Raw genomic sequence first — 24924 nt, forward strand, 5'->3', positions numbered from 1 at the left:
GGAGGGTGCCCGCCAGCTTGCCGAACGCCATCCGCTGATCGGCGACGTTCGCGGCCACGGGCTCTTCATCGGCATCGAGCTGGTCCATGATCGCGGGAGTCTCGAGCCTGCCGCCGATGCGGTGGATTTCGTCCTGGCGGAGATGAAGCATCGACATCATATTCTGCTCTCCAGCGAGGGGCCGCTCTACAACGTGCTGAAGATCAAGCCGCCGGCTCCCTTCAGCAACGACGACTGCGACCGGTTCCTGACGGCACTCGATGAGGTCTTGACGCGATTTTCCGCGTAGGTGCGGGGCGAAGCCGCCTGCTTTCCTTGCTGGCAGCAGGCACCGTAAACTTAGTGCTGCCAAGGGAGTTGTCATGTCTGGATGGCGCCCGTTTGGCAATGTGATTTTGGATGATGGTTGAGCTGGTAGCGTCGCCTTAACTTTGGTGGGGCACAGGATGGCCATCATGGTGCCAGTTTATGCCGCCATCGACAGGGTGATTTCGCTCCAGGTGTTCATGGCGGCGTTTCACAGTTTGCGATGTTCAGCAGGGGTCGTCTTCTTGCGTTGAAGATGGAAGAGGTTTGCGATCGGGCCATGGATGGAGATGAAGCGCTGGCATTGCGCTGCCGACTTGAACCGGATCATGCCTCGCTCTCGTCGTCGAACAGCCCGATGCGAATTCTCCGCCCGGTTATTCAGGCCCTTATGCGAGCGATGCTCGACACTGGGCATGATTTCTCTTCTGGCTACATTGTAGGATCTGAGCTTGTCGGTGATCATGACACGTGGCGCGACGCACTGGCCCTTCAGTAGCTTTCGCATCAATCGAAGGGCCGCCGTCTTGTCGCGACGGCTTTGGATCAGGGCATCGAGAACATGACCATCAGCATCGACGGCGCGCCACAGCCAGTATTTCTTGCCCTTGATAGCAACGACCATTTCGTCCAGATGCCATTTGTCGGCCAAACTTCCCCTGGATCGACGTCGGATGGCACGGGCAGATTCCCGGCCGAACTTGGCAGCCCATTCGGCGACTGTTTGGAACGAAACTGCCATGCAAACATGGTCCGATATCGCTCGCCTTCACGCCAACTGAACGAAAGCGATACGCCCACTTTCCAGCCTGAGCGCGCTAAGTTTACGATGCCTCTCTAAGTGTTCTCGACCGCCGTCGCGCACGACGGCAGCGGCGGCTCAGAACGCGGAAATAATTTCTGCATTCTAGTACCGCTCAAAATCTACCGCCTTGATAGGATTCAAACGGCGCCTTGGGACGCAGAGCTAAACGGCATTTACCTTTGGCTGCATCGAAATGTCGTATTTGCTGATCATTGCCACTATCTGCGTGATGTCGCCACTCAACACGCTCAGGTCGTCGAGTGAACCCACACGGTCGCGAACGGCCTTGTAGCTGGCTTCAGCGCCTATGCCCAGCTTTTCAGGCATGCCCCTGAGTTCGAGCGCATGGGCAGAGACCAGCAGTTCAATCGCTACCAGGTAGCGGAAGCGTTCGATGATCGAGCCGGTCTTTTCCACGACACGCGGTGCCATGGAAGCCTGGTCTTCGATGCTGTCCGACACGGCAATCGGCGCCAGTGAAATCGGGTTGGCCAGATGGCGAATGTCGGCTTCCATCGCCGCAATGGCCTTTTGCAGAACTGCAAATCCGCTTCGGTTCTGTCCTTCCGGCACCAGAAAGCGCGGCAATTCGGATGTGGCGGGGGACATCAACTTCATCAGCCGATAGGCCGTACCTGTCGCACAGTGTGCGATGGCCTGCCCAAGGCGCTCCCACGACAGCACGAACGCCACTATGTCGAAGTTGCCGTTGGACAGAATTTCTCCCTCGGCCGGCAGCACTACGGGGTTGTCGCCGGAACTTGCTAGTTCAATTTCCGTCGCAGCGCGGACTTCATCGATTGCATGTCGCAGCGCGCCCAGCACTTGCGGGACGCAGCGATAGCTCAGCGGGTCCTGAATGCGCCTCGCGGCTCCGTCGTCAAACAAAGCGCTGCCCGCCAGTAGGCTGCGAAGTTGCGCGCCGACGACTCTCTGTCCGAATGCGGGCCGCGCGGCCAGCACACGATCGTCAAGTACGGTGAGGTTGGCGCGGAACGCCTCAAAATTCAAAGAAATCGCCTTGAGCGACCAGTCGAAGACCTGCTCTATGTCCTCGATCTTCAGACAGGCCTGCCCGACGGAAAGGCTGTTGGCCCCCACCAGCGCATGCCCATCCTTGGCGCGAATATTGAGCGGCTTCAGGCCCGTCCGCTCAAGCGCGACGGATGCCGGCAGGATTTCCCCGCCATATTCGACCTCGCCATGACCGAGAAGCGCCATGCCCATATGGGCAAGCGGAGCCAGATCAGCCGCGCCGATCGAACCCCATGACGGAATAACCGGATGCACGCCGGCGTTCAACGCCGCAACGAGCCCATGGAACACGCCGGAAGATACGCCGGTGCCCCCTCTCGACATGCAGGCAATGCGCACCGCCATGATCGCGCGAACCTCATCCTGCGCAAGCGCGGGCCCGACGCCGACCGCGTGGCCATGCGGCACGCGCAGCTGAAACTCGATCAGATCGTCTTCGCTCAGCCGCGTATCTACACCCGCGCCCAATCCGGTGTTCAATCCGTATACCGGCAGGTTGAGTGCCAGATGACGCTCGACGACGGCACGCGCTGCATTGACGCGCTTGTCCGCCTCGCTGGTGATGACGACAGAGTGATGTCTCCTGGCGATCGCGGCAATTTCCTCGATCTTTGGCGGCGTGGCGCCCAGGGAAATGATCGGCGGCACAACCAGGGATACAGGATGGGAGGTCATATGGTCGTCCTTACAATTCAGTATTTCGAATTCACGCCGCCGCATGGCGCATCGCTCACGTCGTTCTTGCACTTCCACGCCGCACACCCGGCCCGCCCCTGCCGGCCAAGGCAGGGCAGTCAATCCCGAGACTATTGGTGATCCGGCCTTGATAACCGTTCGCGCATCCTGACATCGGCGCAGCCGAAAGCACGGATCGTGTAGACACCGACTACCACGGCTCCCTCCACCGACAGGATATCCCAAATCCTGTATGGGCCATGTCGCAGCCACCGCTAAAACAGCAGTTGCAAAACCACATATTTTGTCCAGAAATTGGGATATCCCGCATCAGTCCCGAGCCGCCTAAGGTGGCTTGACCGGCTCCACAGCTTTCCATGCGAGCAGCCGTAACATGGCTTATCCCAAGGAAGTCTCATGTCCGATTTTGATCTCGTTCTCAAAGGCAAGCTGGTGCTCGCCGATCGCATCGTCCCATCGGGATTTGTGGCTGTGCGCGACGGCATTGTCGCCATAATTGGGCAAGGCGCGATGCCGGGTGCGAGCGAGAGCCACGATCTGGGTGAAGCCCTGATCATGCCGGGCGCCATCGATGCCCAGGTTCACTCGCTCTCGCAGAAAAACCAGGAAGACTTCATCTGGTCGACCCGCGCAGCCGCAGCCGGCGGCATCACGACGATCGTTGACATGCCCTATGATGAAGGCAATCTCGTCTGCTCTGCGGCTTCATTCAAAAGCAAGGTCGTGCATGCGGAAAAGCAGGCCCGGATCGATTTTGCTCTTTATGGCACAATTGACCCGGAGGAAGGTGCTGTACGCATTGCCGAACAGGCAGCAGCCGGCGCGGCGGCCTTCAAGTTTTCGACGTTCGGCACGGACCCCAAGCGCTTTCCACGCATTCCCGCAGCGCTGATGGCCGAATGCTTTGCAGAAGTCGCCAAAACCGGACTGACAGCAGGCGTTCACAACGAAAACGATGAATATGTGAATACGGCAATGGCTGCGGTGAAGGCGGCCGGCATCACCGATTACACCGCCCATGGCCTGTCGCGGCCACCGCTGACGGAGCTTCTGGCCATGCTGGAAATTTATGAAATTGGTGCGGCGACCAATTGCCCGGCCCATGTGGTCCACTGCTCGCTCGAACGTGGCTATCAAATCGCCGCCAACTACCGAACCCAGGGCTATGCCGCCACGGCGGAATGCCTCATCCACTATCTAATGCTTGACGAGGAAACCGATGCACGCCGCCTGGGCGGGCGCTCCAAATGCAACCCGCCGCTCAGACCCCGTGCAGAAGTCGAAGCCCTGTGGCGTCAGCTGGCCAGCGGCAATGTCACGCTGCTGTCCACCGATCACGTCAGCTGGTCGCTCGATCGCAAGACCAATCCGGATATGCTTGCCAATGCATCCGGCCTGCCCGGACTGGAAACCATGGTCCCGCTGTTCGTCAAAGGCGCGATGGAACGTGGGGTGCCGCTTTTCTGGGGCGCACGCCTGATGGCTTATAATCCGGCCCGCCATTTCCGCATCGACCACGTCAAGGGCGCGCTGGAGCTCGGCAAGCATGCCGACATCACCGTGCTGACACCGGAGCCTTATGTCTATGACGCGGCCAAGAGCGGCAACAACATTGCCGGCTGGTCGCCTTTTGACGGCACGACATTGCCCTACCGCGTTGCCGCGACCTATGGCCGTGGCCGTCTTGCCTACGACGGGACGAATGTGGTGGCCGAGCCGGGATGCGGCGCGTTTGTCCGTCCTCCCGCTTCAATCCGGCTCGATGAGACGCGGATATGAGCGGCAAGCGCAATCTTGCCGTATCGGCAGAGCGCATCGGAGCCGATCTGGATGCGCTGGCTGCCATCACCGAAGAAGGCAGGCCGTGGACGCGCCGCGCTTTCACGCCGATGCACCTGGAAGGGCGCGCCTATCTTGAGCGGCGTTTCCGCGATGCCGGCCTGGACACGCATATCGACGCCAGCGGCAACCTGATCGGTCGTCGCAACGGAAAAGACCCGGCGCTCGGCGTGATCATGCTCGGCTCACATTCCGATACGGTGCCTGACGGTGGCCGCTTTGACGGTGTCGCAGGCGTTGTGGCGGCACTGGAAGTGGCGCGCGCGTTGGCGGAAGCCGGCGTTCAGCTTGATCATACATTGGAAGTCGTCGACTTCCTGGCCGAGGAGGTTTCCATCTTCGGCGTTTCGTGCATCGGCAGTCGCGGCATGGCGGGGTTGCGCCCCGCGGAGTGGCTGAGCAGGGAAGCCAGCGGCATGACCTTGGCCGAAGGGCTCGCGATCGCCGGCGGCAATCCGGATCAGTTGATGAAGCGCGCCGATGTCAGGGGCTTTCTCGAGCTGCATATCGAGCAAGGGCCGATCCTCGAAGCGGAACACTGCAATATCGGCATTGTCACCGCAATCGCCGGCATCACCCGGATTGAAGTCACAGTCGAAGGGCGTGCCGATCATGCCGGAACCACGCCGATGAACGCCCGATGCGATGCGCTGAGCGCTGCCATGCGGCTGGTTCTCGGCATCGAAACAAGCGCAGCAACGCTTGCCAAGGGGCCGTGCCATTTCGTGGCGACTGTCGGTGAATTTGCGATGCTGCCCAATGCGGCCAATGTCGTGCCATCGCATGTAAGGCTTCTGATCGATGCCCGCTCGGAGCTGCGCGACGATATCGAAGCGTTCACGGCACAGCTTGAAGCATTGTGCGCTGAGGTCACCGCCACCTCCGGCGCCGTCATTGCCGCACGGCCGATCTCGGACGCTTCGGCGGTGCCTATGCATACCGATGTTATCGATCTTCTCGGTCAAAGCGCGGATGCGCTTGGCATCAGCCAGCGCCTGATGGCGTCCGGCGCAGGACATGATGCCGCCTTTATGGCGCGGATCTCCAAAGCGGGAATGGTTTTCATCCCCTGCCGCGACGGGCGCAGCCACGCGCCTGAGGAATGGGCCGAAAACGAAGACATAGCCTTGGGAACCGCCGTGCTCATGGAAACGGTGAGAACACTAGACCAGCAATTGAAGGAAGAAAAATAATGGGACGCATTCTCACTGAAAAAGATGTCGAGCCGGCAGTGCTCGGCGGTTCGGTCTATGCTGCCGGCGGTGGCGGATGGGCCGATCACGGCCGCAAACTTGGACATGCCGCCGTTTGCGCTGGCCAGCCGGAACTGATCGATATTGAAGAACTTACCCCGGACGAGTGGGTCGCCACCGCCGCAGCGATCGGCGCACCGGCATCGACCACCGCATGGGAGATGCAGGGCATCGATTATGTCAAAGCCGTTCGGATGCTGCAGGATGAGCTTGGCGAGCGCGTTTCCGCCTTGATGGTCGGGCAGAACGGCAAATCCTCAACACTGAATGCCTGGCTGCCATCGGCAATCCTCGGCACCAAGGTTCTGGATGCCGTCGGCGACATGCGCGCCCATCCGACCGGCGATATGGGGTCCATCGGCATGGCAAGCTCGCCCGAGCAGATGATCCAGACCGCCGTCGGCGGCAACAGGGCGGAAAACCGCTACATCGAAGTGGTGGTGCGCGGCGCCACGGCCAAAGTGTCGCCGATCCTGCGCACGGCGTCGGACCAGTCCGGCGGCTTTATCGCATCGTGCCGCAACCCGTTGCGCGCCTCCTATGTCAAGCAGAATGCCGCGCTCGGCGGCATCAGCCGCGCGTTGAAACTCGGCGAAGCGATGATCGCGGCACAGGGCCGCGGTGGTCATGCCGTGATCGATGCGATTGTTGCCACGACCGGCGGATCGATCCTGATCGAAGCGGACGTAACGGCAAAGTCGGTTGTCTATACGGCAGAGGCATTTGACGTGGGCACGGTCACGCTCGGCAGCGGTTCTGGCGCCATGACCCTGCACATCATGAACGAGTACATGGCCGTCGATACCGCCGATGGCACGCGCCTGGCGACGTTTCCTGACGTGATCACCACCCTCTCGCCGGATGCCGAGGCGCTCAGCGTCGGCCAGTTGCAAATCGGCCAGCGCGTTTTCCTTTTGCATGTGCCAAAGACAATCATTCCGCTGGCATCCAGCGTAAAGGACCCGGCTGTCTATCCGGTTGTCGAAAAAGCACTTGGCATTTCAATCGCCGAATACGCCCTTTCGAAGTGATTGCTGCTGCCTGTGAATGACAAGGATCGATACTATGCCTAAACCCAATCCTCGAAATCCGCACTTTCCCATCCCTGCAGGTCCGGAGCTTCGCGCAAAAGGCTGGCGACAGGAGGGACTGCTGCGCCTCCTCGAAAATGTCCTGTCGGTTGGCGAGGACCCAGATAATCTGGTCGTTTATGCCGCCCTCGGCAAGGCCGCGCGCAATTGGGCTGCCCATGATGCCATCGTGCGGACGCTGAAGCATATGGACGAGGACCAGACGCTGGTGATCCAGTCCGGCAAGCCTGTCGCACTCTTGAAGACGCACAAGCAGGCACCGCTGGTGATCATGGCGAACTGCAACATCATCGGCCAATGGGCGAACGCAGAAAACTTCTATGACTACCAACGCAAGGGGCTGATTTGTTGGGGTGGCCTGACGGCCGGAGCGTGGCAGTATATCGGCAGCCAGGGTGTTATTCAGGGCACGTATGAAATCTTCATGCGGATCGCCGAAAAACGCTTTGGCGGCTCGCTTGCCGGACGCTTCATCCTGACCGCCGGCTTGGGCGGCATGGGCGGCGCGCAGCCGCTCGCCGGGCGCATGGCGGGGGCAGCGATCCTTGTTGCCGACATCGACCCCGAACGTGTGCGCAAGCGGAAGGAAATCGGCTTTCTGGACGAGGTCGCTGCTAGCCTTGATGAGGCGCTGGCGATCATCGATCAGGCGGTTGCCGACAAGCGTGCCGTTTCCGTCGGCATCGTCGGCAATGCCGCCGATATCTACCCGGAAATCGCCGCACGCGGCATCGTGCCGGATATAGTCACAGACCAGACTTCGGCCCACGATCTGGTTTACGGCTATGTACCGCGCGGCCTGAGCCTCGAAGAAGCGCGCAGCATGCGTGAAAGCCGGCAGGCGGAACTGATGGCGGCTAGCCGCGCCTCCATCGCCATCCATGTTCAGGCCATGCTCGACTTCCAGAAGAAGGGGGCTGAGGTTTTCGACAACGGCAACCTGATCCGCACCCAGGCCTTTCAGGAAGGCATAAGCGATGCCTTCAGCATTCCGATCTTTACCGAAGCCTATCTGCGGCCGTTGTTCTGCAAGGCAATCGGTCCCTTCCGCTGGATGGCGCTTTCCGGCGATGAGGCCGATATCGCGCGGATCGACGATCTCGTCATGGAGATGTTTGCCGACAATGCGGGCGTTACCAACTGGATCCGGCTGGCACGCGCCAATGTTCCCTTTGAAGGGCTCCCGGCGCGTATTGCGTGGCTCGGCCACGGCGAACGCACGCGGCTTGCACAGGCGGTCAATGAACTGGTGCGCAATGGCGAGCTGAAGGGACCGGTTGCCTTCTCGCGCGATCATCTCGATGCGGGCGCGATGGCACATCCGAACATCATGACCGAGAACATGAAGGATGGATCCGACGCCATTGCCGACTGGCCGCTTATCAACGCCATGACGCTCTGCGCATCCATGGCCGATCTCGTTGTCATCCATTCCGGCGGCGGCGGTTATGCCGGATACATGACGAGTTCAGGCGTTACTCTTGTAGCCGACGGCACGGAAGACGCCGATCTGCGGCTTGGCCAGGCGATCACCAACGATACATCGCTCGGCATTATCCGTTACGCGGATGCCGGATATGACGAGGCGATAGAGGCCGCGGCAACCCACGATGTCGGGCATATCGCCAGCTAAAACTGCTAACGAGGGCCTTTCGCAACGAGAGGCCTTCGGTTGCCATCACATTTTCAGCAGGGACAATGCTCTGTGGAATATCGACTGCGAGGCGGCCGTTGCGCCACTGACGAGTAGAAGCTGCATGTCGTATTCCGGGGGGAGAGGCAGACTGTCCAACTGGTCACTATAATCACTCAACGCTGATTGCGGCAGGACCGTGATATAGTCATGATCCATCACCAGATTGGCAATGACTGGAATAATATCCATTTCGGTGATCGATATCTCCCCAAGCATGTCCTTGGACAGGGTGTCGCTCAAGTATTGCATTGTTTTTTGGCGAAGCCCGTTGCGCGCACTTGGCAACACCAGCTTGCCGCTGGACAGAAGGCCGGGAATGTCGAATTGTCCGACATGTATGCGCTCCGAAGAGCCGACAATGGCCAGCGACGAACGAGAAATGATGCAGCTTGGCAGCTCTTTGGGCACCATATCGGTGTCGATCAGTGCCAGATCGTAGTGTCCATTCTTCAATCCATGCAGCAGTTCTTCCGCAGTGCCCGAGGAAACGAATAAAGGAGTCTGTGGTCGGTTTCGGCTCCATTCTGCTACCAACGTCGCAGACATCCGGGCAATTCGGCTGCCCGAACTCAACGGGCTGACCGAACCAAGCCGGACGGTCCTGTGCAATCGCCGAAACCGGTCGGACGAACCCTGCGACATCTTCAGCCAGATATCATCGAGTTCTTCGGCAATTGTCAGCAACGCCGCTCCTTGCGGCGTGAGACTTATGCCATTTTGGCTGCGCTCCAGCAGCACGGTACCAATTTCACTCTCGATATGTTTGATCTGGCGGGTGAGTTGTGGCTGGCCCATGGGGATTTCCATCGCAGCGCGACGGATACTGCCACAACGTGACGTAACGATAAAACGTTGAAGTGCAGGGAGCGAAATCGTCAGCTTCGCACTCCGCTTTTGCAGCGCGTCGTCTGACTGATGGCTGCTGGTTTCGTCGCAATCGTCCGATAACTTGACGATCTTTCTGACAAGTTCAGCTGCTCGCGACAGGATGGTCGTAATTCGTTGCCCTTCGAGAGTCGCCAGGATGCGATTGCCTGATGTGATGGTCAAAGGCATCGCAATGTTCGATTGCAAACGGATCAGCGCCGCCGAAACGCTGGAAACCGGCTTTCCCAGTTTTTCAGCTGCCTTGCGAACGCCTCCACAAACCAAGACCTGGTGCACGATGATGAATGTGGAAATATCCATTTCTCAAACTTTCAGCACGGCTGAGGACAGGCGTGGAAAGGAGATCACTCGGCTCCCGCCTGCTTCTTTTCCGGGATACCCCGCATTAAGCTGCCTGTTGAGTGTCCAGCTTTGTCGCGATGCCGGCAATCATGCCGGCTCGCGTCGCTTCTCAAGAACCTCATCGAGCCAGTCGGCGCGCATTTCGGGGATCGATGACAACAACAGTTCCGTGTAGGGGTGGTAAGGTGGCGCGAAGACGACAGGCGTCTTGCCATAGGCGACAACCTGCCCCTTGCGCATGACAGCGACCTTATTGGCAACGCGGCGAACCGTGCTGAGGTCATGCGTGATGAACAGATAGGCAAGCCCGAACTTGTCCTGCAGGCGCCGCAACAGCAGCAGAATGTCTTCCGCCACCAATGGATCAAGCGCCGAGGTCACCTCATCGCATATGATGACATCCGGTTCGGCGGCGAGTGCGCGCGCGATGCAGACGCGCTGCTTCTGCCCGCCTGAAAGCTCGGTCGGACGACGCGTAATGAAATGCTCCGGCAGTTCGATCTGCCGCAACAGTTCCAGAACGCGCTCGCGTACTTCCTTCTTCGACTTGCGGAAATAGAACTCGATCGGGCGGCCGATGATTTCCAGCAAGGTCTGGCTCGGGTTCAGCGCCATATCCGGCATCTGGTAGATCATCTGGATACGCCGAAGCTCTTCGCGCGAGCGCTGCTTTATCGCCCGTGACAATTCCTTGCCCTGAAAGACGAGATTTCCGCTTTCGCGAGGCAAAAGTCCGACAATGACACGCGCCAGCGTGCTTTTGCCCGAACCGGATTCGCCCACGACAGCCAACGTATCGCCACGCCTGAGTTCCAGCGTCACATTGTCGACGACCCGCGAAAGCCCGCTATAGCTGGCGACGACCTGGTTGATATCGAGAACGACAGGTTGATCGGCGTCCACGTCCTCGACGAAGTTCTCGATCGTTGCTGCCTGACGTTCGGCGACCAGCCGCCTGGTATAGTCTTCGCGCGGCGCCTGAAGAATGCGTTGGGCATCGTCGAGCTCGACCATCTTGCCATGACGCAGCACCATAATGCGATCGGCGACCTGTGCGACAACAGCCAGATCATGCGTGATATAGAGAGCTGCAGTGCCGGTGTCGCGGATCAGCCTGCGGAAAACCAGCAAGACTTCCACCTGTGTGGTCACGTCGAGTGCGGTGGTCGGCTCGTCCATGACAAGCAGATCCGGCTTGGCGATCATCGCCATCGCCGCCATGGCGCGCTGAAGCTGGCCGCCGGAGACCTGATGCGGATAGCGATGACCGAACGTCTCGGGATCGGGCAGTTCGAGGGCGCGAAACAGCTGTACAGCCGATTCCCAGGCCTCGGCCTTGGTCTGCAGGCCATGGCGCACCGACACCTCGCAAACCTGCCTGCCGATGGTCAGGGCAGGATTGAATGAGGCCGCCGCGCTTTGGGCGACATAGGCGATGCGGACGCCGCGCAAGCCGCGCCGCTGGGTGCTCGACAGGTCATCCGTATCCTCGCCGGCAAAGATGATCTTGCCGCCGGTAACCGTGCAGCCGGGTCGCGAATAGAGCAGGCTCGACAGGCCGATGGTGGACTTGCCGGCACCAGATTCGCCAATCAGCCCCAGCACTTCGCCACGTTTCAGCGAGAAGCTGACATCGTCGACAAGAACCGTGACCGCTCCTGACTGACTTTGCGCCTCGATACGCAAGCCTTCGATCCGAAGCAGGTTGTCATCTTGAAAAGCAGTCATCATGCCCCTCTGTTCACTTGCGTTTGGGTTGACACCAGCCAGTCAACCAGCAGGTTGATACCGATGGTCAGCAGCGCGATTGCCCCAGCGGGATAGAAGACCGCAGGCACGCCCAGCATGATCAATTGCGAATAGTCCTTCACCATGCTGCCCCAGTCTGCAAAGGGCGGCTGAATGCCAAGACCAAGGAAGCTCAAGGCCGAGATAAACAGGAAGGTGAAGCAGAAGCGCAGGCCGAATTCGGCCACCAGAGGCGGTAGGGAATTGGGCAGGATCTCGCGGCGGACGATCCACCACAATCCTTCCCCGCGCATGTGGGCGGCTTCGACATATTCGAGCGATGCGATGTTCATCGCCAGCGCACGGCTCACCCGGAAAATGCGTGTGGCATCCAGAATGGAAATCGTAACGATGAGCACGATCAGATCGGTGCCCATGACCGACAGGACGACCATCGCAAAGATCAGAGCCGGCATCGACAGCAGCAGGTCGACGATGCGCGACAATGCGACATCGGCCCATTTGCCAAGCACCGCCGCGGCAAAGCCGGTAAACACACCCATCGAGAACGACAGGGTCGTGATGATCAGCGACAGGCCGATTGACAGACGCGCGCCGTAGAGCAGGCGCGAAAGCACGTCACGCCCCAGATTGTCGAGCCCCAGCCAATGCTGGGCGCTGGCCGGAGACCAGGCGTTGCCGACGATCTCCGATTCCGAATAGGGGGCGAGAACAGGGACGAACACTGCAATCAGAACATTGAGGGTCACGATCAGCAGGCCGATCTGTGCTCTCAGGGACATTTTATGACCAAACAACCGCATGGTTTACCTCGGATGCCGCAAGCGCGGATTGCTAATCAGGGCGAGGATGTCGGCGGTCATGTTCAAGGTGATGAACGCCGTGGCGAAGATCAGACCACAGGCCTGAACGACAGGGACATCGCGCTTGGACACCGCATCGACCATCAACTGGCCAAGACCGGGATAGACAAAGACAACTTCAACCACCACGACGCCAACGATCAGATAGGCCAGATTGAGCGCTACGACGTTGATGATAGGGGCCAGTGCATTGGGCAGCGCATGCTCGACGACGACACGCCATTTCGGCAGTCCCTTGAGAAGCGCCATCTCGATATACGGGCTGGACATCACGGCCAGAACCGACGCGCGGGTCATCCGCATCATGTGGGCGATGATCACCAGAACCAGCGTCAGCATCGGCAGAAACGACAGATAAAGCCGCTCGAAAAAGCTCGTGTCGGGCGTCACGCTGGCCAAAACCGGGAACCAGCCGAGCTGAACCGCAATCCATTTAATCAGCAGGTAGCCGAGAAAATACTCCGGCAGCGAAATGGCCAGCAAGGTTGCCGCGTTCGCGACGCTGTCAAACGCGCTACCCTGCCATGCAGCCGCCAGAACGCCGAGCAGCACGGCCAGCGGCACGGCGATCAGCGCCGCATAGATGGCCAGGAAGAATGTGTTGTGCAGACGAGGTGCAAGGTCTTTGGCGACATCGCGCTGGTTGACCAGCGACGTGCCGAGGTCGCCTTGCACGGCCTTGCCAAGCCATTCGACGTAGCGTTCCACCGCCGGCCGGTCCAGGCCAAGTTCGTGGCGCATGGCAGCGACATTCTCGGGCGTAGCATTGTTCTGCAACACTGCCTGCGCGAGGTCTCCGGGGAGTATTTGCGTACCGGCGAAAATCAGCACTGACGCTGCCCACAGGGTTATCAGTCCCAGTGCAGCCCGCCGTATCACGAGTGTAAGCACGTTTCCCCCATCCTTCCTATCGTTCAGTCCCAAAGCGCGGCGCGTTCAAAACGGATCACCACACCCACTCTCATTGTTCGATTTTTTGCATTGGCATGGCCACGCCAAGCGTTGCCGTTCGCCGTGTAATGCTCCAGCAGAGTGGTCGCAGCAGCCATAGGCTAACTGCGACCACTCAACGTCTTTAGTGTCGACGGGCTTGGAGACGCCAGTCAGTTTCAGGCGTCGAGCCATACCTTTTCGCACAGCCGACCATTGTTGAGGTCGAACTGGGTATGAGGCGTGTGGCCCTTTACCTTGATGTTGTGAGCGTCGACCCAATCGGAGAATACCGGGATCAGAGCGCCGCCCTGATCGGACAGCATGGCCTGCATTTCCCAGATCAGCGTCTTGCGCTTTGCTTCGTCAACTTCGGCCTTGGCGTCGCTGAGCAACTTGTCGAAGGCGTCGTTTTTCCAATGGGTCTCGTTCCAGCTGGCGCCGGAATAATAGGCCGATGCCAGCATGTCGGTTGCTGAGGCGCGGCCCGCCCAATAGGACGTGCAGAACGGTGCCTTCAGCCAGACATTGCTCCAGAAACCATCGTGCGGCTCTTTCTTGGCAGTGATGTTGATGCCTGCCTTCGAAGCCGAGTCTTGAAAAATGACACCCATGTCGACGGCGCCGACATAGGCCGCATCGGAAGCCGACAGGACGATGTTGGTGTCGGCCAGGCCAGCCTTCTTCAGGTGGAACTTGGCTTTGTCCAGATCATAGGGGCGCTGTACCAGTTCGGTGTTGTAGAACGGGTCCGAAACCGGGATCGGCTGGTCGTTGCCGATGCGGCCGAAACCGTTGAACAGCGCACCGAGGATTTGTTCGCGGTTGCAGGCATATTTGAGAGCCAGGCGGAAATCCGGATTGTTGAATGGCGCGACATCGGTTTGCATCGCCATGATCGTGTGCCAGCCACCAGGTGCCTGCACCAGTTCAAGGCTCGGCGCCGCACTCAGCAGGCTGACGGTCCGCTTGTCGACGTCATTGATGACGTCAACCTGTCCCGAGATCAGCGCATTCATGCGTTGAACGATGTCGTTGACGACAGTGATTTCGACGCGCTCGACATTGCCGCGGCCCTCTTTCCAGTAGTTGCCGACATTGCGCAGCACGCAACGGACACCCGGATCAAAGCTTTCGACGGTGAAGGCGCCGGTGCCGATCGGGTTTGCCCAGTCGGTGAAGCCTGCAGGCACAACGAGAATGTGGTAGTCGCTCAGTGCGTAGTGCAGATCGACGTCGGCTGCGGTCAGCGTGATCTTGATCTGATTTTCGTTGAGCTTGGTGATTTCTTTGACATGCTTAAGTCCGGTCGCAGCAGCCGATTTGCTGTCCTCGCCGACATGCAGTGAAAGCGAGTAGATGATGTCATCGGCAGTCATCGTCTTGCCGTTGTGGAAAACGATGCCCTTTCGGACGTTGAACACCCATTCCATCGCCTTGTCGCCGATTTCCCAGCTCTCGAAAAGCTCGGGGCGAGGAACGCCCTTTTCGTCGATTTCGATCAGGCCGTTCATGACGCTATAGCCGACGAGCAGCGGAACGGCATTGGAATACGTGGTCGGGTTCAGGCTGTCGGTGGTGCTGCCGCCGCGCATGCCGATCTTGAGCGTGCCGCCCTTCTGTGGCGTTTCCTGCGCGCTGGCCGAGCCGATCATGTAGGGCGCCATCGCAGCCGACAGGGTAATACCCGACGCTGTCTTTAGAAAGTTCCGGCGTGACTGTGAATTCCAAAGCGTCATTTTCTCAACTCCCATTTGTTGAACTCCCAATTACTTGTTTGTTTTTATTGAGATTGTGTCGTGGCCGATAACAGCGACGCGATCGGCCGGCGGGTCGTCTAGTTGCCATTTTTCGCGTCAAGCGCCGCGAACAAATCGTCAATCAGATCTCTGGTGGCTTCGACGCCGGCCGATAGCCGGAGCAGTCCTGGATCGACATGCGAATTGGGGCCTTCGACCGCCTCGCGCCGCTCGATCAGGCTTTCCACCCCACCCAGCGATGTCGCCGGCTTCCAGATTTTTGTCCGCGTCATGATGCGCTCGGCCTCTTCGGCCCCGCCTGCGACGATAATGGAGAGCATGCCGCCAAAGCCCCCGGCCATCTGACGGGTCGCCAGAGCATGACCCGGATGCGTTGGCAGACCGGGATAAAACACGGCGTTCACCGAGGGATGATCTTTGAGAGCCTCGGCCAAAGCCATCGCCGATTCACAAGCCCGGGCAACGCGTAGATGCAATGTGCGCATGCCGCGCATGAGCAAGGCCGCTTGGAACTGGCCGAGAATACCGCCGTGATAATCACGGTTGAACAAGACCCGTCCCCAGAAATCATCGACGGTCGCTGTCAGCGCCGCCCCGGCCAGAACGTCGCTGTGGCCATTGAGATATTTGGTAGCAGAGTGAACGACGATATCCGCGCCAAATGCCAGCGGCCTGGCAAGTATCGGCGTAGCAACCGTATTGTCGACGACCAATCGAGCCCCTGCCTTGTGCGCAATCTCGGCCAGAGCCGCAAGATCGTAGATCTGCCAATGGGGGTTGGACGGGGTTTCAGCCCAGACCAGACGCGTCACGCCCGGAATCACGGCTTGGCGAACCTTGTCCAGATCGGTCATGTCGACATGGTCGAACCGAATGCCCCAATGGGTCGAAAAGCCTTTCAGCCAGGTCCTGAGGCCGTGGTACATGTCGATGGGAAACACGCAGTGATCGCCCGGTTGGAGGGCCATGACAACCGCGGTCATGGCGGACATACCAGAACTGAACAAACGGCAGTCCGCAGCGCCCTCGAGGACCTTCAACGTCGCCTCGGGCATTTCCAGGCCGGGATAGCCGTAACGGCTATAGCTCCATCCGGTTGGCGAGTAGCCTTCGGGTGGACGCAGGAACGTCGTCGCCAGATGGATGGGAGGAACAACGGCGCCGGTGGGGTCATGCTCGTCACAGTAACCTTGGGCGAGTGTTGTATCTGCGACGTAATGCGACATTCGATTCTGAGATCCATTAGAAGGCGCTGAAGCACCTGAGGCGCTGGAGCCGATAAACATTTCCCGACTATGCCACCAGTCCTTTCGACGGTTTTCTCTATTTCGGCGCGCGACGCGGTAAATTTATAACCGCCAGGGTCGCTGTACGCATAAAACTGTCATTCCCAATTGACTTGGCACGCCGCGGCCGGTCTTGCTCTGGGGAGAAGTTACGTCTAGATGGGCAATCTCGGTGGCCACATGGAGTGCTGAATGTCTTCCGCAAAAGTGGTTCTGGATCGCATAGACCGCAAACTGCTGAACCTGCTTCAGCAGTCCAGCCAGGTGAGTGTCCAGCAACTGGCCGACAAGGTGGGCATTTCTCAACCCGCATGCCACCGGCGGATCCGCCGCCTGCGCGACAATGGCGTGATTATCGGTGACGTGTCGGTCGTCAGCCGGGCGCATGCCGAGCGGAAAATGGCAATCTGGGTTGAAATCTCGCTGTCGTCACATCAGCTCAATTTGTTCAATGAGCTTTTGGACGTGCTGAGGGCTTCGCCCTATATTTCGTCGTGCGATGTCATTACCGGTGACACCGACATACTGGCCTGTGTCAACGTGACGGATATGGACGAGTTTCGGGAAGTATCGCGCGAATTCATGCGAAGATGCCCTATCATCAAGACATATCGCTCCATTACGGTCGCGCAACATATCAAGCTGCAGCCAATTCATCTCTTCGACGAGAACTGATTGACCTGGATCGGCGTCCGCGACAAGAGGATTTCGCGCCTTTCTCCTAGCGACGATCACGCAGGCGGACAAGATACTCCAGCGGCAAGGCCGTCTTGTACTTGACCTGTTTCAGCGAAAAGCTCGAGCGTATGTTCGCGACGCCCTTGGCCTTCGAGAGGTGTTCGACGATGAAATGCTGCAGCGCCACCGTGTCCCGCACCACGACCCGCAGCAGGTAATCTGAATCGCCGGTCATCAGGTAGCACTCCATGACCTCCGGAAACCGCATCATCGTGGCCTCGAAAACCTCGAGAACCGATTCAGTCTGCCGTTCGAGCGTCACCTGGATGAACACGCTTATATTGGCCCCAAGCTGAACAGGATCGAGCAGTGCCACCCGGCGTAATATGATCCCGGCCTCCTCCAAGGCGCGCACCCGTGCCAGACATGGCGACGGCGACAATCCGACACGTGATGCCAGCTCGACATTGGTCAGACTCGCATCCATCTGTATTTCATTCAGGATGCGGATGTCTGTGGCATCCAGTTCGAATTCACGCATAAAGCACTCCAAAAGTGAAATTTTGCGGCACACTATGCCGATATGGTGGGAAGCCACAACATCTAAAGCAGGAAATGCTTTTTCAATTTCGATACCTTCCAGTGCAAATTCGAAAGGGAACTGGACGGTACCATGCTCAATAAAAATTCTTCTGTGTCTTCGGGAAACGGGCAGATCGCATCCGCCGATGTCGATCCGTCGGAAACACTGGATTGGCTCGCCTCGCTGGAATCACTGCTGGCCAATTCGGGCCGCACACGCGCGGAATTCATCCTCGACGCACTCGACCGCAAGGCCAAGGATCTCGGCATCGTATCGGATACGCTTCCCTTCATTCCCTATCGCAACACCATCGCGCTGGACAATCAGCCGCCATTTCCTGGCGATATTGCCATGGAAGAGCGCATCACCGCGATCATCCGCTGGAACGCGCTGGCCATGGTCATGCGCGCCAACAAGGCCTATGGCGAACTCGGCGGCCATATCGCAAGCTACGCCTCGGCGGCAGAAATCTTTGAAATCGGCTTCAATCATTTCTTCCAGGGCAACTCTTGCTCCGACAGCGGCGACGTCGTGTTTTTCCAGCCGCATTCTGCCCCCGGTGTCTATGCCCGCGCCTTCCTCGAAGGCCGCCTTTCGGAAGACAATCTGAAGCGTTATCGCCAGGAAATCGGCGGCAACGGGCTTTGCTCCTATCCGCATCCCTGGCTGATGCCGGACTTCTGGCAGGTTCCGACCGGCTCGATGGGGATAGGACCGCTCACGGCCGTCTATCAGGCCCGCTTCATGCGCTATCTGCGCGACCGCGATCTGGTCAAGACCGATGGCCGTCATGTCTGGGGCGTGTTCGGCGATGGCGAGATGGACGAGCCGGAATCCATTGCCGGCCTGTCGATCGCCGCACGCGAAAAGCTCGACAATCTGACCTTCGTGATCAATTGCAATCTTCAGCGTCTCGATGGTCCGGTGCGCGGCAACGGTCAGATTATCCAAGAACTCGAAGGCACGTTCCGCGGCGCTGGCTGGAATGTCATCAAGGTTCTCTGGGGATCGGAATGGGATGCGCTGTTTGCACGCGACAAGCAGCATGCGCTGCTGCGCCGTTTTGCAGCAACAGTCGACGGCAAGTACCAGACTCTCGGCGCCAAGGACGGTGCTTACAATCTCACCCATTTCTTCGAGGAGGATCCGCAAGTGCGCGCGCTGGTGGCGCATATGTCGGATCAGGACGTCGACGCCCTGAAGCGCGGCGGCCATGACTTCAAGAAACTGTTCGCCGCCTTCGAGGCCGCCAGGAACACCAAGGGCCGCCCGACCGTCATTCTTGCCAAGACCAAGAAGGGCTACGGCATGGGTGGCGCCGGCGAATCCCGTATGACCGCCCATCAGGCCAAGAAGCTCGATGTCGCAGGCTTGCTGGCATTCCGCGATCGCTTTGCCCTGCCGCTTTCCAACGAGCAGGTCGAGAATCTCGATTTCTATCGCCCGGCCGAAGACAGTGCCGAACTGAACTATCTGCGCGGTCGCCGCGAAATGCTGGGCGGCTATCTCCCGTCGCGCCGCAGAAATGCCGACGCCGTGCCGGTTCCGGCCCTTTCAGGCTACGCCGATTTTGCGCTGAATTCCGACGGCAAGGAAATGTCGACCACCATGGTGGTGGTGCGGCTGTTCTCCAACCTGTTGAAGGACAAGGCGCTCGGCCCGCGCATCGTGCCGATCGTTGCCGATGAGGCGCGCACCTTCGGCATGGCCAACCTGTTTCGCCAGGTCGGCATCTATTCGCCGGTCGGCCAGCTCTATGAGCCTGAAGATGCGGGCTCGATGCTCTACTACAAGGAATCCAGGGACGGCCAGTTGCTCGAAGAAGGCATTACCGAAGCCGGCGCGATTTCGTCGTGGGTTGCGGCCGCCACGTCCTACAGCGTGCATGGCTTGGGCATGCTGCCGTTCTACATCTATTACTCTATGTTCGGCTTCCAGCGTGTCGGCGACCTTATCTGGGCCGCTGCCGACCAGCGCGCGCGCGGCTTCCTCATCGGCGCCACCGCAGGCCGCACCACGCTTGCCGGCGAAGGCCTGCAGCATCAGGACGGCTCCAGCCACCTGATCGCCGCCACGATCCCCAATTGCCGCGCCTACGATCCGGCCTTTGCCTACGAAATGGCTGTTATCGTCGATCACGGCGCCCGCGCCATGATGGAGGAAGGCAAGGACGAATTCTACTACATCACCGCGATGAACGAGAACTACGCCCAGCCAACCATGCCTGATGGCGTGGAGAAGGATATCGTCAAGGGCCTCTATCGCTTCGAAAAGCGTCAGCCGCACAAGACTGACGGTTGCGTGCGTCTGATCGGTTCCGGTGCGATCCTGCCACAGGTGATCGAAGCAGCCCGCATGCTGGAAGAAGACTGGGGCGTGGCGTCGGAAGTCTGGAGCGCCACCAGCTTTGCCGAACTGGCGCGCGATGCCCAAGAGGCCGAACGCCAAAACCGCTACAACCCGCTGCAAAAGCCGGTCGAGAGCCATTTGCAGGCATGCCTTCCAGGCAAGATGCCGGTTATTGCCGCAACCGATTATGTCCGCGCCTATCCGCAACTGATCGCCTCTTACGTCGAGGCACCGTTTACCGCGCTCGGCACCGATGGTTTTGGCCGCAGCGACACGCGCACGGCGCTCCGCGATTTCTTCGAGGTCGATCACCGGCATGTGACGGTTGCAGCCCTTGCAGCATTGGTGGCGGAAGGATCGTTGAAGCCACAAATCGTCGCCGACGCCATTGCCCGTTACGGCATCGACACGGTCGATGCTCCCTGGACGCGCTGATCCCGCCGGTTGAATTGCGAAAGAATTGACATGAGCCAGACAATGGAAATCAGACTGCCCGACATCGGCGACTATAAAGACGTGCCAATCATCGAAATTCTGGTCAAGCCCGGCGATGTGATCGCCGTGGATGACCAGTTGATGACGGTTGAATCCGACAAAGCCACACTGGAAATCCCGTCGCCGTCCGCCGGCACGGTGAGAGAGATCCTGATCGAGATCGGCACCCGCGTCTCGCAAGGCGCGCGGCTGCTGGTAATCGAACCGACTGCAAACTCCGTCACAGCACCAGCTCAGGAAGGAGCGCCGGCAACGGCAGTGGCACCTCCGGCGGTCGTTATCGCCGAAGCACCTCAGCAAAAGGAAGCGCCGGTCGCAATGCCTGCACCTGCTATCGACATCGCCCCCTCTTCGACTGCACACGCAACGCCGTCGGTGCGCGTTTTCGCACGCGAACTGGGTGTCGATCTGGCTGCGGTCAAGGCAACCGGTGACAAGGGTCGCATCCGTCGCGAAGACGTGACTGCCCATGTCAAGCAACGCCTGTCGTCCCCCCCATCCGGCTCCGTCGTTTCTTCAGGCATTGGCGCTGGCCTGCCCGCGTGGCCGTCGGTCGATTTCGAGAAATACGGTCCCGTCGAACGCCAGCCTCTGTCGCGTATCCAGAAGATCTCAGGCGCAAACCTGACACGCAACTGGCTGACCATTCCCCATGTCACCAATTTCGACAAGGCCGATGTCACCGGGCTGGAAGAGTTCCGCAAGGAGCTCAACGCGGCATCGAAAGACGCCAAGTTGACCATGGTCGCCTTTCTGATCAAGGCATCCGCCCTGGCGCTCAAAGCCTATCCCCGTTTCAATGCCTCGCTCGACGGCGAAGAACTGGTGATGAAAAACTACGTGCATATCGGCTTTGCCGCCGATACGCCGAAGGGACTGATGGTGCCGGTGATCCGCGACTGCGATCGCAAGGGTGTGCTCGAAATCGGCACTGAAATGCGCCGCCTCGCGGAAAAGGCGCGCGAAGGTGCTTTGGGTGCCGCCGATATGCAAGGCGGCTGTTTCTCAGTGTCCTCGCTTGGCGGCATTGGCGGCGCGGGCTTTACCCCGATCATCAATGCTCCCGAAGTGGCCATCCTTGGTGCTGGGCGCTCGGCGATGGAAGCCGCCTGGGATGGCGCTACCTTCCAGCCACGCCTCATCATGCCCGTTAGCCTGTCATGGGACCACCGGGTCATCGATGGTGTCGCTGCGGCTAAATTCCTGGGCCATATCGCTGCCCTTCTTGGCGATTTCCGCCGCGCGATCATCTGAGGCCCAGCATGCGCAATATCACTGAAATCAGGGTGCCGGAACTGGGCGATTTTGCCGATGTCGGCGTCATCGAAATCCTGATCAAGCCCGGCGACGACGTCGCGCTCGAACAGTCGCTCATCGTGCTGGAATCCGACAAGGCATCGATCGACGTACCGTCACCCGTCGCCGGCCGCATCGTATCGGTCGAACTCAGCCTCGGCGGCCGGGTCTCGACCGGCGGTTTGATCGCCACCATCGAGACCGCTCAGGCGAAAGCGCCAGAGGCAACCCCGGCGCATCCAGCGCCCGCGATCGCTCCACAGCCCGTCGCCGGCAATGTCGATTGCGATGTCTTGGTGATCGGCGGCGGTCCCGGCGGCTATTCCGCTGCATTCCGAGCGGCGGACCTTGGCCAGCGCGTCATCCTCGTCGAACGCGAGGCGACGCTTGGCGGGGTCTGCCTCAATGTCGGCTGCATTCCATCAAAGGCGCTGCTGCATATCGCCGCCGTCAAGGAAGAAGCCGAACGCCTCAGCCAGCATGGCGTCAGCTTCGGTGCGCCCAGCATCGACCTCGACAAGTTGCGCGGCTTCAAATCGGCGACCGTCGGCAAGCTCACCGACGGATTGAAGGCCATGGCAAAAATGCGCAAGGTCGACGTAGTGCGTGGCACCGCCCGCTTTGCCGATGCCACCGCAGTTCATGTCGATCTGCACGACGCCAGGACGCGCCGCATTACCTTTGCCAAGGCGATCATTGCCGCAGGCTCGGCGCGGGTTCATCTGCCGTTCCTGCCGAGGGATCCACGCATCGTCGATTCCACCGGCGCACTCGAACTGCCATTCATCCCCGAGCGCATGCTGGTGATCGGTGGCGGCATCATCGGGCTGGAAATGGCGACGGTCTACAGCGCGCTCGGCGCACGCATCGACATTGTCGAAGTGGCCGACAAGCTTCTACCCGACGTCGACCGTGACGTGGTGGCGATCTGGCGCAAGCGCAATGCGCACCGTTTCGATAACATCCTGCTTGGCACCCGCGTGGAAAGCGTCGAGGCAACGCCGGAGGCGCTCGTGGTCAAAACCGGCGGTGAAGGCGCTGGCGAGCACTGCTACGATCTGATCCTTCAGGCCGCCGGGCGCCGCCCTGCCGCCGAAGCGCTCGATCCCGCCGCTGCTGGCCTGAACATCAACGCCCAGGGCTTCATCGAGGTAGATGCGCAAATGCGTACGACTTCGCCCACTATCTTTGCGGTCGGCGATGTCACCGGCAATCCGATGCTGGCCCACAAGGCTGTGCATCAGGCCCATGTGGCCGCGGAAGCCGCAACCGGCGCTAAAGGCTTCATGGACGCCAAGGTGGTGCCGTCGGTCGCCTATACAGACCCTGAGATTGCCTGGGTCGGGGTGACCGAGGATTCGGCAAAAGCTGCCGGCCGCACCGTGAAGGTCGCCAGGTTCCCCTGGGCCGCATCGGGACGCGCCATCGCCAACGGCGCGGATTACGGTCAGACCAAGCTTATTTTCGATGCCGACACCCACCGGATCATCGGCGGATCAATCATCGGGCCTTCGGCCGGCGACATGATCGGGGAAATCTGCCTGGCAATCGAAATGGGGGCCGATGCCGTCGATATCGGCAAAACTATCCACCCGCATCCAACCCTCGGAGAAACCATCGGCATGGCCGCGGAAGTGGCCGAAAACACCTGCACTGACCTGCCGCCCACTTCAAAAAAGTAGGACGTCTGAACGTAAAACTGGTTCAAACAATGCCCAGGAGCGGTCGGTCCGGCCGCTGCTGGGCGACCGGCTTCGAATGGACAACCTACAGTAAGATCACGGCTAGCCGCGTCGCTCCCTTGCCATCCATCTGCACCGCCTCCGGGCAATGGGGCATTGGAAATCTGTCGCACGCGCAGCAGCACCAGCGAGACACTTGCCGCCATGCTTTGAGGCGGATCTTCTGCCGAGACTCCCTACAGAACCGCGTCAAGCACCACAGTTGGTCGGTCGAAATAGGCTGCGACGGCATCTGGAGCGAAATCACCGCGGTCGGTCACGATCCGGCGCACGAGGCGGGGCGGGACGATGTCGAATGTCGGGTAAAGCCCAGTCGCAGCGAGCGGCGCCGTGCGCTGGCCGAGGAACTCCACGACTTCGCGTCCTTCCCGCATCTCGACATGGATGTCGGACTCGTCGCGGCTGTCGGGGTCCGGTCCACTCTGGCGCAAGACGATGTAGGGCTTGTCGTTGTCTGCGCATGCCAGCGCATATTGATAGGTCCCGATCTTGTTGCAGACCGTGCCGTCCAGGCACACGCGGTCCGCCGCCGTGATGAAATGCGAAACGAAGTTCTCGCGCATCAGGTAGCCGCCCATGCCGTCGGTGATGACATGGGTGGGAAAGCCGAGTTCGGTGGCGACCAGCGCCGTCAACCGCGCGCCCTGCAGGTAAGGGCGGGTCTCGCTGCAGACGATCGTGTAGTGCTTGCCCTCGGCCTTTGCCGCGAGCAGGAGATAGGCATAGGACCTGTCGGGAAAACAGTGCGTCAGAATCGTCGCCCCGTCGGGAATGAGGGCGCAGGCGTTGCGGCCGGTTTCGTAACCCTGCCGCGCCAGCGCCGCCGCTGCGCGATCGGTCAAGGCGACGATGGCCGCCGCTCGGTCGGTACCGACCGTCCGTGCTGCCGCCAGCGCCGCGTCCAGCATCCGGCTGAGTGCCAGCCCGGTCGGCCGTGTCGCCCGCAGCATGGCGGCGGTCGCTTCGATTTCCGCCATCGTTGCATTCCGCGCACCCAGCGCCAGGCCGTAACCTGCCGCGATGGCAATCGAAAAGGCCCCCTGGATTACCATGTCCCGTATCGCGGCCGCGACTTCTTCGGCCGTAGTGCAGTCGACATAATCGACCCGTCCCGGCAATTGCCGACGGTCGAGGATCCTGACCCGGTCGCCCAGCCAGTCCGCCATGCCGGAACGACGGATCAGCCGTGGCAGATCGTCCTCGGCGAAAATCCCTTCCAGTCCCATGTTGCGATCCATTCGT

The 24924-nt window shown here is 59.9% G+C and carries 18 protein-coding genes and 2 pseudogenes; 9 read left to right on the top strand and 11 right to left on the bottom strand.

Annotation, left to right across the window (positions count from 1 at the left end; all coding sequences use genetic code 11):
• Positions 1–289 (top strand): annotated as a pseudogene (locus tag JJB09_RS25890) (aminotransferase class III-fold pyridoxal phosphate-dependent enzyme); the annotation flags it as partial.
• 228 nt (positions 290–517) lie between these two features.
• Here JJB09_RS25890 and JJB09_RS25895 read toward each other — a convergent pair.
• Together JJB09_RS25895 and JJB09_RS25900 are read right to left on the bottom strand one after the other, a co-directional pair.
• A pseudogene (locus JJB09_RS25895) lies at positions 518–1048 on the bottom strand (IS6 family transposase); the annotation flags it as partial.
• A gap of 225 nt (positions 1049–1273) precedes the next feature.
• Positions 1274–2821, bottom strand: a complete 1548-nt coding sequence (locus JJB09_RS25900; RefSeq protein WP_201663989.1) for an HAL/PAL/TAL family ammonia-lyase — start codon at positions 2819–2821, stop codon at positions 1274–1276.
• A gap of 417 nt (positions 2822–3238) precedes the next feature.
• Between JJB09_RS25900 and JJB09_RS25905 the strand changes: the two genes are divergently transcribed.
• Genes JJB09_RS25905 through JJB09_RS25920 form a run of 4 tightly spaced genes read left to right on the top strand, consistent with a single transcriptional unit; the run spans position 3239 to position 8658 of the window.
• Positions 3239–4621: a hydantoin-5-propionate amidohydrolase gene (locus tag JJB09_RS25905; RefSeq protein ID WP_201663990.1), complete on the top strand. Its 1383-nt coding sequence runs from the start codon at positions 3239–3241 to the stop codon at positions 4619–4621.
• Positions 4618–5874 carry a Zn-dependent hydrolase gene (locus JJB09_RS25910; RefSeq protein ID WP_201663991.1) on the top strand — a complete coding sequence of 419 codons (1257 nt, stop codon included), beginning with the start codon at positions 4618–4620 and terminating at the stop codon, positions 5872–5874. The genes JJB09_RS25905 and JJB09_RS25910 overlap by 4 nt, the downstream gene beginning before the upstream one ends.
• Positions 5874–6965, top strand: coding sequence for a thiohydantoin desulfurase (locus tag JJB09_RS25915; protein ID WP_201663992.1), 1092 nt, complete (start codon positions 5874–5876; stop codon positions 6963–6965). Before JJB09_RS25910 ends, JJB09_RS25915 begins: the two co-directional genes overlap by 1 nt.
• A 34-nt stretch (positions 6966–6999) precedes the next feature.
• Complete coding sequence (locus JJB09_RS25920) at positions 7000–8658, top strand: thiourocanate hydratase (protein WP_201663993.1); 1659 nt, start codon at positions 7000–7002, stop codon at positions 8656–8658.
• A 45-nt stretch (positions 8659–8703) separates the two neighbouring features.
• Here the strand turns inward: JJB09_RS25920 and JJB09_RS25925 are convergent, their stop codons facing one another.
• From JJB09_RS25925 to JJB09_RS25950, 7 genes are all read right to left on the bottom strand, one after another.
• Positions 8704–9909: a LysR family transcriptional regulator gene (locus tag JJB09_RS25925; protein WP_201663994.1), complete on the bottom strand. Its 1206-nt coding sequence runs from the start codon at positions 9907–9909 to the stop codon at positions 8704–8706.
• 129 nt (positions 9910–10038) lie between these two features.
• Positions 10039–11679 (bottom strand): ABC transporter ATP-binding protein, encoded by a 1641-nt coding sequence (locus JJB09_RS25930; protein WP_201663995.1) that lies wholly within the window; start codon positions 11677–11679, stop codon positions 10039–10041.
• Positions 11679–12482 carry an ABC transporter permease gene (locus JJB09_RS25935; protein ID WP_246748994.1) on the bottom strand — a complete coding sequence of 268 codons (804 nt, stop codon included), beginning with the start codon at positions 12480–12482 and terminating at the stop codon, positions 11679–11681. Before JJB09_RS25935 ends, JJB09_RS25930 begins: the two co-directional genes overlap by 1 nt.
• A 24-nt stretch (positions 12483–12506) precedes the next feature.
• Positions 12507–13454, bottom strand: a complete 948-nt coding sequence (locus JJB09_RS25940; protein ID WP_343229092.1) for an ABC transporter permease — start codon at positions 13452–13454, stop codon at positions 12507–12509.
• Between the two features lie 23 nt (positions 13455–13477).
• Positions 13478–13612, bottom strand: a complete 135-nt coding sequence (locus JJB09_RS27005; RefSeq protein WP_281431867.1) for a hypothetical protein — start codon at positions 13610–13612, stop codon at positions 13478–13480.
• Positions 13613–13672: 60 nt separating this feature from the next.
• Positions 13673–15247, bottom strand: coding sequence for an ABC transporter substrate-binding protein (locus JJB09_RS25945; RefSeq protein ID WP_246748996.1), 1575 nt, complete (start codon positions 15245–15247; stop codon positions 13673–13675).
• An 83-nt stretch (positions 15248–15330) separates the two neighbouring features.
• A complete protein-coding gene (locus tag JJB09_RS25950; RefSeq protein ID WP_201663998.1) occupies positions 15331–16479 on the bottom strand; it encodes a trans-sulfuration enzyme family protein in 1149 nt (382 codons plus the stop codon).
• Positions 16480–16731: 252 nt separating this feature from the next.
• Between JJB09_RS25950 and JJB09_RS25955 the strand changes: the two genes are divergently transcribed.
• The gene (locus JJB09_RS25955; protein ID WP_201663999.1) at positions 16732–17214 is read left to right on the top strand and encodes an Lrp/AsnC family transcriptional regulator; all 483 of its coding nucleotides are present in this window, start codon (positions 16732–16734) and stop codon (positions 17212–17214) included.
• Positions 17215–17260: 46 nt separating this feature from the next.
• Here the strand turns inward: JJB09_RS25955 and JJB09_RS25960 are convergent, their stop codons facing one another.
• A complete protein-coding gene (locus JJB09_RS25960; protein ID WP_201664000.1) occupies positions 17261–17758 on the bottom strand; it encodes an Lrp/AsnC family transcriptional regulator in 498 nt (165 codons plus the stop codon).
• Between the two features lie 132 nt (positions 17759–17890).
• Between JJB09_RS25960 and mdeB the strand changes: the two genes are divergently transcribed.
• The 3 genes from mdeB to lpdA are packed head-to-tail and all read left to right on the top strand — an operon-like array spanning position 17891 to position 23622.
• A complete protein-coding gene (gene mdeB, locus JJB09_RS25965; RefSeq protein WP_201664001.1) occupies positions 17891–20584 on the top strand; it encodes an alpha-ketoglutarate dehydrogenase in 2694 nt (897 codons plus the stop codon).
• A gap of 30 nt (positions 20585–20614) precedes the next feature.
• Positions 20615–21898, top strand: a complete 1284-nt coding sequence (locus JJB09_RS25970; RefSeq protein ID WP_201664002.1) for a 2-oxo acid dehydrogenase subunit E2 — start codon at positions 20615–20617, stop codon at positions 21896–21898.
• A gap of 8 nt (positions 21899–21906) precedes the next feature.
• Positions 21907–23622: a dihydrolipoyl dehydrogenase gene (lpdA, locus tag JJB09_RS25975; protein WP_201664003.1), complete on the top strand. Its 1716-nt coding sequence runs from the start codon at positions 21907–21909 to the stop codon at positions 23620–23622.
• Positions 23623–23858: 236 nt separating this feature from the next.
• Here lpdA and JJB09_RS25980 read toward each other — a convergent pair whose 3' ends face one another.
• Positions 23859–24920 (bottom strand): translation initiation factor eIF-2B alpha/beta/delta subunit family protein, encoded by a 1062-nt coding sequence (locus JJB09_RS25980; protein ID WP_201664004.1) that lies wholly within the window; start codon positions 24918–24920, stop codon positions 23859–23861.
• Positions 24921–24924: the final 4 nt, after the last annotated feature.

Origin of the sequence: Phytoamicus setariae (assembly GCF_016722925.1) — a bacterium.
GTDB classification, from domain to species: Bacteria; Pseudomonadota; Alphaproteobacteria; order Rhizobiales; family Rhizobiaceae; genus Rhizobium_E; species Rhizobium_E setariae.

Excerpts from the sequence above, each read along its gene's own strand:
- JJB09_RS27005 (WP_281431867.1), bottom strand. The coding sequence starts at position 13,612 with ATGGCTGCTGCGACCACTCTGCTGGAGCATTACACGGCGAACGGCAAC.
- JJB09_RS25935 (WP_246748994.1), bottom strand. The coding sequence starts at position 12,482 with ATGTCCCTGAGAGCACAGATCGGCCTGCTGATCGTGACCCTCAATGTT.
- JJB09_RS25960 (WP_201664000.1), bottom strand. The coding sequence starts at position 17,758 with ATGCGTGAATTCGAACTGGATGCCACAGACATCCGCATCCTGAATGAA.
- JJB09_RS25980 (WP_201664004.1), bottom strand. The coding sequence starts at position 24,920 with ATGGATCGCAACATGGGACTGGAAGGGATTTTCGCCGAGGACGATCTG.
- JJB09_RS25915 (WP_201663992.1), top strand. The coding sequence starts at position 5,874 with ATGGGACGCATTCTCACTGAAAAAGATGTCGAGCCGGCAGTGCTCGGC.
- JJB09_RS25905 (WP_201663990.1), top strand. The coding sequence starts at position 3,239 with ATGTCCGATTTTGATCTCGTTCTCAAAGGCAAGCTGGTGCTCGCCGAT.
- JJB09_RS25930 (WP_201663995.1), bottom strand. The coding sequence starts at position 11,679 with ATGACTGCTTTTCAAGATGACAACCTGCTTCGGATCGAAGGCTTGCGT.
- mdeB (WP_201664001.1), top strand. The coding sequence starts at position 17,891 with ATGCTCAATAAAAATTCTTCTGTGTCTTCGGGAAACGGGCAGATCGCA.
- JJB09_RS25920 (WP_201663993.1), top strand. The coding sequence starts at position 7,000 with ATGCCTAAACCCAATCCTCGAAATCCGCACTTTCCCATCCCTGCAGGT.
- JJB09_RS25925 (WP_201663994.1), bottom strand. The coding sequence starts at position 9,909 with ATGGATATTTCCACATTCATCATCGTGCACCAGGTCTTGGTTTGTGGA.
- JJB09_RS25910 (WP_201663991.1), top strand. The coding sequence starts at position 4,618 with ATGAGCGGCAAGCGCAATCTTGCCGTATCGGCAGAGCGCATCGGAGCC.
- JJB09_RS25900 (WP_201663989.1), bottom strand. The coding sequence starts at position 2,821 with ATGACCTCCCATCCTGTATCCCTGGTTGTGCCGCCGATCATTTCCCTG.
- JJB09_RS25970 (WP_201664002.1), top strand. The coding sequence starts at position 20,615 with ATGAGCCAGACAATGGAAATCAGACTGCCCGACATCGGCGACTATAAA.
- JJB09_RS25945 (WP_246748996.1), bottom strand. The coding sequence starts at position 15,247 with ATGGGAGTTGAGAAAATGACGCTTTGGAATTCACAGTCACGCCGGAAC.
- JJB09_RS25950 (WP_201663998.1), bottom strand. The coding sequence starts at position 16,479 with ATGTCGCATTACGTCGCAGATACAACACTCGCCCAAGGTTACTGTGAC.
- JJB09_RS25955 (WP_201663999.1), top strand. The coding sequence starts at position 16,732 with ATGTCTTCCGCAAAAGTGGTTCTGGATCGCATAGACCGCAAACTGCTG.
- lpdA (WP_201664003.1), top strand. The coding sequence starts at position 21,907 with ATGCGCAATATCACTGAAATCAGGGTGCCGGAACTGGGCGATTTTGCC.